Annotated in this window: 9 protein-coding genes; 7 read left to right on the top strand and 2 right to left on the bottom strand. The window is 71.1% G+C overall.

The features are described from left to right. Nucleotides 1-2: 2 nt before the first annotated feature. The gene (locus EAO70_RS22170) at nt 3-1,829 is read right to left on the bottom strand and encodes a lytic transglycosylase domain-containing protein (RefSeq protein ID WP_148004569.1); all 1,827 of its coding nucleotides are present in this window, start codon (nt 1,827-1,829) and stop codon (nt 3-5) included. Nucleotides 1,830-2,086: 257 nt separating this feature from the next. Here EAO70_RS22170 and EAO70_RS22165 point away from each other — a divergent pair, with 257 nt between their 5' ends. After that, nucleotides 2,087-3,034: a DUF4184 family protein gene (locus EAO70_RS22165; RefSeq protein ID WP_148004568.1), complete on the top strand. Its 948-nt coding sequence runs from the start codon at nt 2,087-2,089 to the stop codon at nt 3,032-3,034. A 99-nt stretch (nt 3,035-3,133) separates the two neighbouring features. Here the strand turns inward: EAO70_RS22165 and polA are convergent, their stop codons facing one another. Beyond that, nucleotides 3,134-5,845, bottom strand: a complete 2,712-nt coding sequence (gene polA / locus EAO70_RS22160; protein WP_148004567.1) for a DNA polymerase I — start codon at nt 5,843-5,845, stop codon at nt 3,134-3,136. 134 nt (nt 5,846-5,979) lie between these two features. On the opposite strand from polA, the gene EAO70_RS22155 reads away from it, so the two are divergent. The 6 genes from EAO70_RS22155 to EAO70_RS22130 form a co-directional block, all read left to right on the top strand. After that, complete coding sequence (locus EAO70_RS22155) at nt 5,980-8,262, top strand: FdhF/YdeP family oxidoreductase (RefSeq protein ID WP_148004566.1); 2,283 nt, start codon at nt 5,980-5,982, stop codon at nt 8,260-8,262. A 65-nt stretch (nt 8,263-8,327) separates the two neighbouring features. Further along, nucleotides 8,328-8,822, top strand: a complete 495-nt coding sequence (locus EAO70_RS22150) for a PaaI family thioesterase (RefSeq protein ID WP_148004565.1) — start codon at nt 8,328-8,330, stop codon at nt 8,820-8,822. Nucleotides 8,823-9,394: 572 nt separating this feature from the next. Then, complete coding sequence (locus tag EAO70_RS22145) at nt 9,395-10,612, top strand: branched-chain amino acid ABC transporter substrate-binding protein (protein WP_402116107.1); 1,218 nt, start codon at nt 9,395-9,397, stop codon at nt 10,610-10,612. 115 nt (nt 10,613-10,727) lie between these two features. After that, nucleotides 10,728-11,657 (top strand): branched-chain amino acid ABC transporter permease, encoded by a 930-nt coding sequence (locus EAO70_RS22140; RefSeq protein WP_148004563.1) that lies wholly within the window; start codon nt 10,728-10,730, stop codon nt 11,655-11,657. Nucleotides 11,658-11,662: 5 nt separating this feature from the next. Beyond that, nucleotides 11,663-13,495, top strand: a complete 1,833-nt coding sequence (locus EAO70_RS22135) for a branched-chain amino acid ABC transporter permease (RefSeq protein ID WP_148005296.1) — start codon at nt 11,663-11,665, stop codon at nt 13,493-13,495. Between the two features lie 2 nt (nt 13,496-13,497). Further along, a partial coding sequence (locus tag EAO70_RS22130; RefSeq protein WP_148005295.1) for an ABC transporter ATP-binding protein occupies nt 13,498-14,346 on the top strand: 849 nt, incomplete at its 3' end.

Here is a 14,346-nt window from a genome sequence, read left to right as displayed (position 1 = left end):
GGTCAGGCCGAGGGGGAGGCGGAGGCCTCGGGTGAGCTGGTGCCCGAGGGGGTCGGCTCCGTGGTCGGAGTCGGGCTCGGGCTCGGGCTCGCGGTGGGCGCCTCGACCGTCAGCTTGATCGTCGTCGTGGCGTCGCCGGGCGCGGTGAGGAGGAGCGCGTACGCGCCGGCCTTGTCGCCCGCGAGGATGTCCGGCAGCGAGACCAGGCCGTTCGCGTCGGCCTTGAGGGTGAGCGTGCGGGTGCCGTCCTTGAAGGTCGGGCCGTCGGTGCTCGCCTTGGCGCCCTCGGCGTCGGCGATCACCGCGGTGACGCGGACGCCGGGGGCGAGCGCGCCCTTCAGGGTGGCCTTCAGCTGCACGGACTGGGCGAACGTGGTGCCGGTGGTGGCCGTCAGCGGGTCGCCGCCGACGCGGGTGAGGGCGTCGGCCTGCCGCTCGGTGACGGTCGCGGTGAACCGGGCCGCGTCGATGCCGCGGCCCACGACGGTGGCCTTGACCGTGAACGATCCGGTCTTCTCGCCGGCCCGCAGGGTGGGGGCGGCGGCGAGGCCGGCCGAGCCCGTGGTGACGTTCGCGGTCGTGCCGCCGCCGGAGAAGCGGGCGTCGGTGGTGCCGGTGATCTCGAAGCGGACGACCACGCCCGTGATAGGCGCGCCGGTGGCGTCGAGCGCCGCGACCGTCGGGCCCTTGGCGAAGGTGCTCTCGGTGGGAGCGGTGAGGGGCCCGGTGGCGACGGCCGCGAGGCGCGCGACCTTCACGGCCGGCGGTACGACGGGCGGAACCGTCGGCTTCTTCGGCGGCGTGACCGGGGGCTTCGCCGGTGTCGTCGGCTTGGTCGGCGGCTTGGTGGGGTCGGGCTGCCCCGGCTTCGTCGGGTCGGGCTTCGGCTTGCCCGTCCCGGACGGGCTCGGAGCGGGGGTCGTCGGCGCCGGCGTGAACGGCACGGTGACGCCGGGGAGGTTGTTCCGGTTGCGGCCGTCGCTGCGGTCGACCGGCAGCACTCCCGTACCGTCCGGGACCTGGTGGGTGCCGCGGCTGTAGTACTCGAACCACGACGTGACCGTGTTCAGGTACTCCGTCGAGCGGTTGTAGCTGAGGATCGCGCGGTCGAGGTCCGCCTTGAGCGCGAGGTTGCGGTCGTTGTCGCAGAGGTAGAGACCGGCGGCCTGCGCGGCGTCGTAGATGTTGTTCGGGTCCTTCTTCCCGTCGCTGTTCGCGTCCTGGCCCCAGGTGGCCCAGGTGGACGGGATGAACTGCATCGGGCCGACGGCGCGGTCGTGGGTGCTGTCGCCGTCGTAGGCGCCGCCGTCGGTGTCGGAGATGTTGGCGAACCCGACGCCGTTGAGGACGGGGCCGAGGATCGGGGAGAGGGTGGTGCCGTCGGCGTTCACCCGGCCGCCGCGCGCCTGTCCGGACTCGACCTTGCCGATGCCCGCGAGCAGCTGCCAGGGCAGGTTGCAGCCGGGGTTGGTCGAGCGGATCGACTGCTCGGCGCGCTGGTAGGCGGCGAGTACGGACGCGGGTATGCCGGCCTGGGCGGGGCCGGTGATGACCGGCACGTTGGTGGTGGGCACCCCGGGCACCCCGGGCTTGTTCGGGGTGTTCAGCGGCGGCAGCTCCGTGTAGTACGGCGAGTTGCCGGTGGCGGAGCCGTCGCCGGCCGGCGATGCCGTGTCCCCGGCGCCGATGGCCCGGTCTCCGCCCGCGTTGTCGGTGGGTGGCGGGATCATCTCCGGCGCCTGTGAGGCGGCGAGTGCGGCGACCGCCGCGGCCACCACCGCACCGCTGGTGGCTCCCTTGCGCAGCCTGCGGCTCAAGTGCGCTGACATGTCCGTGGTCCCTTCCCCCTCGACTGAGGTCCCGCGCTCCCCGCGCGAGACCTCTGGCGACCCTATGCCAACTCCGGCCCACCGAACACCGGGCCCTGACCGTGTTTCACCGTTTCGACACCTCGCGCCTGCCCGGCGGCCTTCCGGCCGGGCCGCGGGGCGGCCGGGGCGGGAACCGGGCGGAGGGTCGGACGCCTCTTGCACTGCGGCCGGTGAGGTACGCCGGCCGGGACCACCGGAGCCTGGGGGAACACCCGTTGCCGTTCACGCTGAGCCATGCCGCTGCCGTGCTGCCCGGACTGCGGCGGAACGGGACGGCACGCGGCCCCCTGGTCGCGTCCGCGCTCGTCGCGGGCTCCTTCGCGCCCGACATGACCTACTTCGCGGCGACGGCCTTCCCCGACGCGATGGTCTTCGGGGACGTGACCCACTCCCCCGTCGGGATCGTCACCGCCGACGTCCTGATCACCGCCGTGCTGGTGGCCCTCTGGCTGACCGTCCGCGAGCCGCTCGTCGTGTTGCTGCCCGCGCGGTGGCGCGGGCGCGTGTACGGGTTCGTCCGGGGCGCGGCCTGGCGCGGCCGGCATCCGGCCGTGCTCGCCGGGTGGTTCGTCCTCTCCGCGGTCGTCGGTTCGACGACCCATGTCGTGTGGGACTCCTTCACCCACCTCGACCGCTGGGGCACCCGGGCGATCCCGGTCCTCGGCGATGTCGTGGCGGGTTTCCCCGTCTACCTCTACGCGCAGTACGGGGGTTCGGCGCTGGCGCTCGGGCTCCTGGTGTGGTTCACCGCGCGGGCACTCCGCGCGGCCCCGGGCGGGGACGGTCCGGCCGGGGTGCGGGTCCCGGGCCGGCGTGGCCGGCTGCTCGCGGGCGCCCTGATCGGGGGGTGTGTCCTCGCCGGGATGGCCCATCGGGTGCTGCGCTGGGCCGCCTACTGGGGCTGGGACCGGATCGAGACGCCCCTGGACGTGATTCCGACGGCCTGCTTCGGGGCCGGCGCGGGGCTCTTCGTCGGCCTCGTGCTGTACGGGGCGGCCATACGGCTCCTGGGACCAACGTTCGCACCGGAGCCGCCCGCTCCCGCCGCCCGCCCCACGGCGACGCGGGGCGAGGCAGAGGGACAAGAGGGAGAGGGGCAGGAGGACGGGAACGGGAACGGGCCGGTGTCCGCGACCGACCGCTCCCGCCGGGCATCGCACTGATCCCCGGCCCTACGGCAGGACCAAGCGGCCCCCGCGGTCGGTGAACGCCGGGGGGCCGTCAGGCGGGTTGCCGGGAGGCCGTCAGGTGGGCCGCCCGGGTCAGTGCGCGGCCGAGTCCCAGTCGTGGCCGACGCCCACCGAGACGTCCAGCGGGGCGCGGAGTTCGGCGGCGGCCGACATCTGCTCGCGGACCAGGGCCTCGACCTGCTCGCGCTCGCCGGGGGCGAGTTCGAGCACGATTTCGTCGTGGACCTGGAGGAGCATCCGGGAGTTGAGGCCCGACTCGGTCAGCGCCCGGTCGACGCCGAGCATGGCGACCTTGACGATGTCGGCGGCCGTGCCCTGGATCGGGGCGTTGAGCGCCATCCGCTCGGCGGCCTCGCGGCGCTGGCGGTTGTCGCTGTTGAGGTCGGGCAGGTAGCGCCGGCGGCCGAGCATGGTCTCGGTGTAGCCCGTGGCGCGGGCCTCGTCGACGACCCGGCGCAGGTAGTCCCGTACCCCGCCGAAGCGCTCGAAGTAGGTGTCCATCAGGCCGCGGGCCTCGCCCGGGTCGATGTTCAGCTGCTGCGAGAGGCCGAAGGCGGAGAGGCCGTAGGCCAGGCCGTAGGACATGGCCTTGATCTTGCGGCGCATCTCGGCGTCGACGGCGGTCCGCTCGACGCCGAAGACCTGGGAGGCGACCGTGGTGTGGAGGTCCTCGCCGGAGGTGAAGGCCTCGATGAGGCCGGCGTCCTCGGAGAGGTGGGCCATCACGCGCAGTTCGATCTGGCTGTAGTCGGCGGTCATGAGGGCTTCGAAGCCCTCGCCGACGACGAAGCCGTGCCGGATGGCGCGTCCCTCGTCCGTCCTCACCGGCACGTTCTGCAGGTTGGGGTCGGTGGAGGAGAGGCGTCCGGTGGCGGCCACCGTCTGGCTGAAGGTGGTGTGGATGCGTCCGTCGGCGGCGATCGTCTTGATCAGGCCCTCGACGGTGGAGCGGAGCCGGGCCTGCTCGCGGTGGCGGAGCATGATGACCGGCAGCTCGTGCTCGGTCTGGCCGGCCAGCCAGGCGAGGGCGTCGGCGTCCGTCGTGTATCCGGTCTTGGTCTTCTTGGTCTTCGGCAGGTTCAGCTCGCCGAAGAAGACCTCCTGGAGCTGCTTGGGCGAGCCGAGGTTGAACTCGTGGCCGACCGAGGCGTGGGCCTCCTTCACGGCCTGCTGCACGGCGCCGGCGAACTGCTGCTCCATGGCCTCCAGGTGCTCGCGGTCGGCGGCGATGCCCTGCCGCTCCAGGCGGGCGAGGAGGGCGGAGGTGGGGAGCTCGACCTCGTGGAGGAGGTCGCGGGCGCCGACCTCGCCGAGCTTCTCCTCGAAGGCGCTCGCGAGGTCCAGGACGGCTCGCGCCTGGGCCATGAGGGCCTCGGCCTCGGCGGTGTCGTCGGCGCCGAAGGCGAGCTGGCCGTCGGCGGCGGCCGCGGGGGCGAGCTCGCGGTGCAGGTACTCGACGGACAGCGCGTCGAGGGCGAAGGAGCGCCGGCCGGGCTTCACGAGGTAGGCGGCGAGGGCGGTGTCCATGGTGACGCCCGCGACGCTCCAGCCGTGCTCGGGGAAGACCCGCATGGCGCCCTTGGCGTTGTGCATGGCCTTCGGCCGGTCGGGGTCGGCGATCCAGGCGGCCCAGGCCTGCTCGTCGGCCTCGTCGAGGGCGCTCGGGTCGAACCAGGCGGCGGCGCCGTCGGCGGCCGCGAGGGCGATCTCGCCCACGTTCCCCGTGCCGAGGGCCCAGGTGTCGACGGTCGCGATGCCGAGGGGTTCGGTGCCGTGCTCGGCGAGCCAGGGGGCGAGCTCTCCCGCGCCGAGGACGGTGCCGTCGATCTCGACGCCCGCGGCCGGGGCGGGGGCGGTGTCCTCGGCGGCGCCGGGGTCGACGGCGAGGAGCCGCTCGCGCAGCGAGGGGTTGCGGATCTCCAGGGTGTCGAGGACGAGGGCGACGGCCCCCCGGTCGTAGGGCTCGCGGGCGAGGTCCGCGACGCCCTTCGGCAGCTCGACGTCGGTGACCATGGCGGTCAGCCGGCGGTTGAGCTTGACGGACTCCAGGTGGTCGCGGAAGTTCTGTCCGGCCTTGCCCTTGACCTCCTCGGCCCGGGCGACGAGCTCGTCGAAGGAGCCGAACTGGTTGATCCACTTGGCGGCGGTCTTCTCGCCGACGCCGGGGATGCCGGGCAGGTTGTCCGACGGGTCGCCGCGGAGGGCGGCGAAGTCGGGGTACTGGGAGGGGGTCAGTCCGTACTTCTCCTGGACCTTCTCGGGGGTGAAGTGGGTGACCTCGGAGACGCCCTTGGTCGGGTAGATCACGGTGGTGCGGTCGGAGACCAGCTGGAAGGAGTCCCGGTCGCCGGTGAAGATCCGGACGTCGAAGCCCTCGGCCTCGGCCTGGGTGGTGAGGGTGGCGATGACGTCGTCGGCCTCGAAGCCGTCGACGGCGAAGCGCGGCACGTGCATCGCGTCGAGGAGCTCGCCGATCAGCTCGACCTGGCCCTTGAACTCGTCGGGGGTCTTGGAGCGGTTCGCCTTGTACTCGGGGAACTCCTCGGACCGCCAGGTCTTGCGGGACACGTCGAAGGCGACCGCGAAGTGCGTGGGCGCCTCGTCGCGCAGCGTGTTCGCCAGCATCGAGGCGAACCCGTAGATCGCGTTCGTCGGCTGCCCGGTCGCGGTGGTGAAGTTCTCCGCGGGCAGCGCGAAGAACGCCCGGTACGCGAGCGAGTGCCCGTCCATGAGGAGCAGGCGGGGGCGGATGTCTGCGGGGTTCTTCGATGCTGTCTCTGCCACACGACGATCCTGCCACGGACCACTGACATTCCCGCCCACCGTTCGGCGGCGCACCGGCGGGGTGCCGGGGTGTCGGCGCCGCGTGACAGGATCGGAGGCGTACGCCGCAGGATTACCGCTCAAGGGAGAGCGCGATGGTCAGCAAGCCGCCGGTCGGCGACCCGGTCCAGGACGCACCGCAGGTCACGCCCCCGCAGCACGCCGCCGCCGGGCTGCCCGCCGTCGGGCACACCCTGCGGATGGCCCGCGAGCAGATGGGGCTGCGGCGCACCGCGCAGACCCTGCTCAAGGTCAATCAGAAGGACGGTTTCGACTGTCCGGGCTGTGCCTGGCCCGAAGAGGACAAGCGGCACGTGGCCGAGTTCTGCGAGAACGGCGCGAAGGCGGTCGCCGAGGAGGCGACGCTGCGCCGGGTCACCCCGGAGTTCTTCGCCGCGCACCCGCTGGCGGATCTGGCGGAGCGCAGCGGGTACTGGCTGGGGCAGCAGGGCCGGATCACCGAGCCGATGCTGCTGCCGGAGGGCGGCGACCGGTACGAGCCGGTGACCTGGGAGCGGGCCTTCGCGATCCTGGCGGAGGAGCTGCGGGCCCTGGGCTCGCCGGACGAGGCGCTCTTCTACACCTCGGGGCGGACCAGCAACGAGGCGGCGTTCCTGCTCCAGCTGTTCGCCCGCGAGTTCGGTACGAACAACCTGCCGGACTGCTCCAACATGTGCCACGAGTCCTCGGGGTCGGCGCTGACGGAGACGATCGGCATCGGCAAGGGCAGTGTCTCCCTGGAGGACCTGCACCGGGCGGACCTGATCATCGTGGCCGGGCAGAACCCGGGGACGAACCATCCGCGGATGCTGTCGGCGCTGGAGAAGGCGAAGGCGGGCGGTGCGCGGATCATCTCGGTGAACCCGCTGCCCGAGGCGGGTCTGGAGCGGTTCAAGAATCCGCAGACCCCGCAGGGCATGCTGAAGGGCGCCGCGCTCACCGACCTGTTCCTCCAGATCCGGATCGGCGGCGACCAGGCTCTCTTCCGGCTCCTGAACCGGCTGGTCGTGGAGACCCCGGGGGCGGTCGACGAGGAGTTCGTACGCGAGCACACCCATGGGTACGAGGAGTTCGCGGCGGCGGCCGCGGCGGCCGACTGGGACGAGACGCTGGCCGCGACCGGGCTGCGGCGCGCGGAGATCGAGCGGGCGCTGGAGATGGTGCTCGCCTCGGAGCGGACCGTGGTGTGCTGGGCGATGGGTCTCACCCAGCACAAGCACGCGGTGCCGACGATCCGCGAGGTGGTCAACCTCCTGCTGCTGCGGGGCGCCATAGGGCGGCCCGGTGCCGGTGTGTGCCCGGTGCGCGGCCATTCGAACGTGCAGGGCGACCGCACGATGGGGATCTTCGAGCGTCCGGCGCCCGCCTTCCTGGACGCCCTGGACAAGGAGTTCGGGATCGTCTCGCCGCGTCACCACGGTTTCGACGTGGTCCGGTCGATCCAGGCGCTGCGTGACGGCGAGGCGAAGGTGTTCTTCGCGATGGGCGGGAACTTCGTGGGGGCGACGCCCGACACGGAGGTGACGGAGGCGGCGATGCGCCGGGCCCGGCTGACCGTCCACGTCTCGACGAAGCTGAACCGCTCGCACGCGGTGACGGGCACGCGCGCGTTGATCCTGCCCACGCTGGGTCGTACCGACAAGGACGTGCAGGCGGGCGGCAGGCAGTTCGTGACCGTCGAGGACTCGATGAGCCAGGTGCACGCCTCGCGGGGCAACCTGCCACCCGCGAGCCCGCACCTGCTGTCCGAGCCGGCGATCGTGGCGCGGCTGGCCCGTGCCGTCCTCGGCGCGGGATCGGCCACGCCCTGGGAGGAGTTCGAGGCCGACTACGCGGCGATCCGCGACCGCATCGCGCGCGTGGTGCCCGGGTTCGAGGACTTCAACGCGCGCCTCGCGGCCGATTCGGGCGGTTTCCGTCTGCCGCACGGGCCGCGCGACGAGCGCCGCTTCCCGACGAAGACGGGCAAGGCCAACTTCACGGCGGCGCCCGTGGAGTACCCGAGGGTGCCGGAGGGGCGGCTGCTCCTGCAGACGCTCCGCTCGCACGATCAGTACAACACCACGGTGTACGGCCTGGACGACCGCTACCGGGGTATCCAGGGGGGCCGCCGGGTCGTCCTGGTGCATCCCGAGGACGCGGCGGAGCTGGGCTTCGCCGACGGGGCGTACGCGGATCTGGTGAGCGAGTGGACGGACGGCACCGAGCGGCGGGCGCCCGGCTTCCGGGTGGTGCACTACCCGACGTCCCGGGGCTGTGCGGCGGCCTACTACCCGGAGACGAACGTGCTCGTGCCGCTGGAGTCGACGGCGGACGTCAGCAACACCCCCGCGAGCAAGTCCGTGGTCGTCCGTCTGGAAGAATCCGGCTCCGCCTAAGCGTTTGCTCAGGCAGCTCAGGAAGACCAGCCGTACGAAGACGTACGAAACGAACGGAGCCGGGCATGGGTGAGCAGCAGCACGTGAAGTTCCCGCAGGAGGTCCTCGACGAGTACGCGGCGCTGGGTGTCGACCTGCCGGCGCTCTTCTCGGCCGGGCACCTGGGCAACCGGATGGGCGTCCAGATCCTGGAGGCCTCCGCCGAGCGCGTCGTCGGCACCATGCCGGTGGAGGGCAACACCCAGCCGTACGGTCTGCTGCACGGCGGCGCGTCCGCGGTCCTCGCCGAGACCCTCGGCTCCATCGGCTCGATGCTGCACGGCGGGGTGTCGAAGATCGCGGTGGGCGTCGATCTGAACTGCACCCATCACCGGGGCGTGCGCAGCGGCCTGGTGACCGGTGTGGCGACCCCCGTGCACCGCGGGCGGTCGACGGCCACGTACGAGGTCGTGATCACCGACGAGCAGGACAAGCGGGTGTGCACGGCGCGGCTGACCTGTCTGCTGCGTGAGGTCACGGCGAAGGACGCGTCCAGCATTCCGGACACCTCGCGCGCCTGAGCGGTGACATACGGGGTCTGACCAGCCACGCACGACCGAGGGGCGGCACCTGTGGGTGCCGCCCCTTCGGCGTTCCCGGGCCCGCGCCACCCCGCTCTCGCCCCGGATTCCGTCACGCTGTGTCACATGCACAAGCGGGCGCGACGGGCGAACCGGAGGGGCCGGTTCGTCCGCTCAGGTTTCTGCCGCTGTCCGATATCCGGAGAGTCCGCTGAGCGGACCGTCAGTACCAAGAATCGCTCAAGCCCCTTAGCGGAACTGCGCGTTCTCACTATGTGAACACCGCATTACAGCCCTCTATGCCCCGGTTTTCCCACCCGGCGCGCACACTCTTTCCCCGTCGGCATAACAAGACAGTCACATCCTGTCCTCGGCGCTCCCCGACCCTCCCCACCTGCGCTTAGAGTCACCGCCAGTCACCGCGCCGCCGGGCGCGTCCTACTGCACGGCCCTGTACCAACCCCAGTACGGCCCGGCGTTCCAAAACGGCACCCCTCGCTCCGCAGCTTCACGGCACCGCCTCATCCGAGGGGGCCGCGCCAGGGAAAGGACCCTTCGTGCGAAACCGTTCGATGCTCATACTCACCACCGCGGTCACCGCGGGAGCACTCACCCTCACCGCCTGTGGTTCGCGCGACGACAAGGGGGCCGAGAAGGGCGGCGACGGCGGCAACGTCACCGTGACCATCGGTCTCGACGCGCCCCTCACCGGCGAGCTGTCCGCCCTCGGCCTCGGCATCAAGAACTCCGCCGACCTCGCGGTCAAGACGGCCAACGAGAAGTCCTACGTCAAGGGCGTGACCTTCAAGCTGGAGTCCCTGGACGACCAGGCGCAGCCCTCCGCCGGCCAGCAGAACGCCACCAAGTTCGTCGCCGACAAGAGCGTCCTCGGCGTCGTCGGCCCGCTGAACTCCTCCGTCGCCGAGTCGATGCAGAAGGTCTTCGACGACGCGAAGCTGGTGCAGGTCTCCCCGGCCAACACCAACCCGGCGCTGAGCCAGGGCATCAACTGGAGCACCGGCGAGAAGAAGCGCACCTACGCGTCGTACTTCCGCACCGCGACCACGGACGCCATCCAGGGCCCGTTCGCCGCGCAGTACGTCTACACCGAGGCCAAGAAGACCAAGGCCTTCATCATCGACGACAAGAAGACCTACGGCGCCGGCCTCGCGGGCACCTTCAAGGGCGAGTTCGAGAAGCTCGGCGGCAAGGTCCTCGGCACCGAGCACATCAACCCCGACACCAAGGACTTCTCCGCGGTCGCGACCAAGGTGAAGAGCTCCGGCGCCGACGTCGTCTACTACGGTGGCGAGTACCCGGCCGCCGGCCCGCTGGCCAAGCAGATCAAGGAGGCCGGCGCCAAGGTCACCGTCGTCGGCGGCGACGCGATCTACAGCCCCGAGTACGTCAAGCTCGGCGGCGCGGCCGCGACCAACGGCGACATCGCCACCTCCGTCGGCTCCCCGATCGAGGAGCTGGCCTCCGCCAAGGAGTTCCTGACCAACTACAAGGCCAAGGGCTACAAGGAGGCCTACGAGGCCTACGGCGGTTACGCCTACGACTCCACCTGGGCGATCATCGAGGCCGTCAAGAAGGCCACCGAGGGCAACGGCGGCAAGGTCCCCGAGCGCGCCAAGGTCGTCGAGGCCATGCAGGGCGTCTCCTTCGAGGGCGTGACCGGCAAGGTCTCCTTCGACGAGTTCGGTGACACCACCAACAAGCAGCTGACCGTCTACAAGGTCGAGGGCGGCGCGTTCAAGCCCGTCAAGTCCGGCACGTTCGGCGGCTGATCAACCTCACCACCAGCGTCACCAGCACCACCTTGCACCACCTTCACCGCGCGGGGGGCCGCACCTGGCTCCCCGCGCGGTGTCACATCCGTCGAAAGTCTCGGAGGACAATGCGGTGAACGAACTGCCGCAGCAGCTGGTCAACGGCCTGCTACTGGGATCCATGTACGGGCTCGTCGCCGTCGGCTACACGATGGTCTACGGCATCGTCCAGCTCATCAACTTCGCCCATGGCGAGATCTTCATGACCGGCGGCTTCGGGGCGCTCACGGTCTGGCTCATCCTGCCCGGCGGCACCAGCATGTGGGTCGCGCTGCCCGTCATGATCATCGGTGCCGTGGTCGTCGCGACCACCATAGCCGTCGGGGCGGAACGGTTCGCCTACCGTCCGCTCCGTGGCGGCCCCCGCCTCGCCCCGCTCATCACAGCCATCGGCCTCTCCCTCGCCCTGCAGTACGCGGTGTGGGTGTGGTACCCCGAGGCGAAGTCCGCCCGGACCTTCCCGCAGATCCCCGGTGGTCCGATCGAGCTCGGCCCGGTCACCATCCAGACCGGCGACGTCTTCCTCCTGATCGCCGCCCCGATCTGCATGGCCGTCCTCGCCTTCTTCGTGATGCGCACCCGCGTCGGCCGCGGCATGCAGGCCACCGCGCAGGACCCGGACACCGCCAAGCTCATGGGCGTCAACACGGACCGCATCATCGTGATCGCGTTCGCCCTCGGCGCCGCGATGGCCGCCGTCGGCGCCGTCGCCTACGGCCTCAAGTACGGCGTCGTCGACTACAAGATGGGCTTCCTCCTCGGACTGAAGGCGTTCACCGCCGCCGTCCTCGGCGGCATCGGCAACATCTACGGCGCCATGATCGGCGGCGTCGTCCTCGGCATCGCCGAGACCCTCGCGACGGCCTACATCAGCCACATCCCCGGTATGGAGCAGCTCGGCGGCCAGTCCTGGGCCGACGTCTGGGCCTTCGTACTCCTCATCGTCGTACTCCTCGCCCGGCCACAAGGCCTCCTGGGCGAGCGCGTCGCGGACAGGGCGTGAGCACCATGACCACCATCTCCGAGAACCCCCAGGCGGCACCGCTCTCCCAGCGGGAGGAGGCGACCGGTCTCCTCGGCTTCGTGCCGGCCAAGACCGGCCGCGCCCTCGCCCTGGGCGGCTCCGTCCTCACCGTCGCGGCCTGCTTCCTCTCCTGGACGTGGACGCCGTCCTTCCCGGGCGACCTCACGTACTACGGCTCCCCGGCCGGCCTCCAGCTCCAGGTCCTCGTGCTCGGCCTGCTCACCGCGGTCTTCGCCCTCTCCTCGTACGGGGTCAAGGGCACCCGCTGGCTGACCCCGGCCGGCGCCGACGGCGCGATCAAGTTCGCCGCCCTCGCCACCTTCGGCACCACCTGGTACACCGTCGCCGCCATCAGCATCACCCTCGGCGGCCCGGTCAACCTCGAGCCCGGCGGCGCGATCGTCGCGTTCTCCAGCCTGATCACCCTCCTCGGCGCACTCGCCCTCCCCTTCGAGCGGCCCGCGGTCCACCCGGTGGACCCCGAGGACACCGGCTGGGACCAGTTCAAGCACCGCGCCGGCAACGCCTGGACGGTCTTCAAGGGCGCGTTCGCCTCCACCGGCACCACCCGCAAGCTGCCCCCGCTGCACTCCTCCGTCGAGATCCTGATCATCACCGGCATCCTCGCGGTGGCGCTCGGAGTCTTCACCTACGGCGTCGGCACCGAGTACGACGAACTGTTCGTCGGCTTCCTGATCACGGCCGGCCTCGGCTTCGCCGCGGTCAACAAGTCGGGCCTCACACAGCAGGCCACGCAGCTCACCAAGAAGCACCAGAACCTCACCATCGCGGGTGCGTTCACCGCGGCGGCGCTGTTCCCCTTCACCCAGACCGACGACCAGTACGCGACGCTCGGCGTCTACATCCTGATCTTCGCCACGGTCGCCCTGGGCCTCAACATCGTCGTCGGCCTCGCCGGTCTCCTCGACCTCGGCTACGTCGCCTTCCTCGGCGTCGGCGCCTACGCGGCCGCCCTCGTCTCGGGCGCCCCGACCTCCCCGTTCGGCGTCCACTTCCCCTTCTGGGCCGCCATCCTGGTCGGCGCCGGAGCCTCCCTGGTCTTCGGTGTCCTCATCGGCGCCCCGACCCTGCGGCTGCGCGGCGACTACCTCGCCATCGTGACCCTCGGATTCGGTGAGATCTTCCGCATCGCCGTCATGAACACCGACGGCACCTCCGGACCGGACATCACCAACGGCTCCAACGGCATCGCGTCCATCCCGAACCTGAACATCTTCGGGTTCGACTTCGGCGCCGAGCACTCGATCGCCGGCTTCACCATCGGCCGCTTCGCGAACTACTTCTTCCTGATGCTGCTGATCATGGCGGTCGTCGTGCTGGTCTTCCGGCGCAGCGGCGACTCCCGCATCGGCCGCGCCTGGGTCGCGATCCGCGAGGACGAGACCGCCGCGCTCGCCATGGGCATCAACGGCTTCCGGGTCAAGCTCATCGCCTTCGCCCTCGGTGCCTCGCTCGCCGGCCTCGCCGGCACCGTGCAGGCCCACGTCACCTACACCGTGACGCCGGAGCAGTACCTCTTCGCCGGTCCCATCCCGCCCAACTCCGCCTTCCTGCTCGCGGCCGTCGTCCTCGGCGGCATGGGCACGATGAGCGGCCCGCTGGTCGGCGCCTCGCTGCTCTTCCTCATCCCCAACAAGCTCCAGTTCATGGGCGAGTACCAGCTCTTCGCCTTCGGCGTCGCGCTGATCCTCCTCATGCGCTTCCGCCCGGAAGGCATGATCGCCAACCGGCGCAACCAGCTGGAGTTCCACGAGAAGGACGAGACGCCCGCCACGCTCGCCAAGGCAGGTGCCTGAACATGACGACCACCACCAAGACCGCGGACGCCACCACGGCGCCGACCGCCGGCGAGGCAGTGCTCGACGCGCGCGGGGTCACCATGCGCTTCGGCGGCCTCACCGCCGTGCGCGACGTGAACCTCACCGTCAACAGCGGCGAGATCGTCGGCCTCATCGGCCCCAACGGCGCCGGCAAGACCACCTTCTTCAACTGCCTCACCGGTCTCTACGTCCCCACCGAGGGCGAAGTCCGCTACAAGGGCACGGTCCTGCCGCCCACGTCGTACAAGGTCACCGACGCGGGCATCGCCCGGACCTTCCAGAACATCCGTCTCTTCCACAACATGACGGTGCTGGAGAACGTCCTCGTCGGACGCCACACCCGGATGAAGCAGGGCCTCTGGTCCGCGCTGCTCCGCCTGCCCGGCTTCAAGAAGGCCGAGGCCGAGGCCACCGCGCGGGCGATGGAACTCCTGGAGTTCATCGGCCTCCAGGACAAGGCGCAGCACCTCGCCAAGAACCTGCCCTACGGTGAGCAGCGCAAGCTGGAGATCGCCCGCGCCCTCGCGAGCGACCCCGGTCTGATCCTGCTCGACGAGCCCACCGCGGGCATGAACCCGCAGGAGACGCGGGCGGCGGAGGAACTCATCTTCGCCATCCGCGACATGGGCATCGCCGTCCTCGTCATCGAGCACGACATGCGGTTCATCTTCAACCTCTGCGACCGGGTCGCCGTGCTCGTGCAGGGCCAGAAGCTGATCGAGGGCGACAGCCAGACCGTCCAGAGCGACGAGCGGGTCATCGCCGCCTACCTGGGCGAGCCCGTCGCGGAGACCCCCGCGGAGGAGGCACCCGTCGCGGAGACCCCC

The sequence above is a fragment of the Streptomyces sp. adm13(2018) genome, from assembly GCF_008042145.1.
In the GTDB taxonomy this organism is placed as follows: Bacteria; Actinomycetota; Actinomycetes; order Streptomycetales; family Streptomycetaceae; genus Streptomyces.
This window is presented reverse-complemented; position numbering and strand designations above follow the sequence as displayed.

Excerpts from the sequence above, each read along its gene's own strand:
- EAO70_RS22170 (WP_148004569.1), bottom strand. The coding sequence starts at position 1,829 with ATGTCAGCGCACTTGAGCCGCAGGCTGCGCAAGGGAGCCACCAGCGGT.
- EAO70_RS22155 (WP_148004566.1), top strand. The coding sequence starts at position 5,980 with ATGGTCAGCAAGCCGCCGGTCGGCGACCCGGTCCAGGACGCACCGCAG.
- EAO70_RS22150 (WP_148004565.1), top strand. The coding sequence starts at position 8,328 with ATGGGTGAGCAGCAGCACGTGAAGTTCCCGCAGGAGGTCCTCGACGAG.
- EAO70_RS22145 (WP_402116107.1), top strand. The coding sequence starts at position 9,395 with ATGCTCATACTCACCACCGCGGTCACCGCGGGAGCACTCACCCTCACC.
- EAO70_RS22135 (WP_148005296.1), top strand. The coding sequence starts at position 11,663 with ATGACCACCATCTCCGAGAACCCCCAGGCGGCACCGCTCTCCCAGCGG.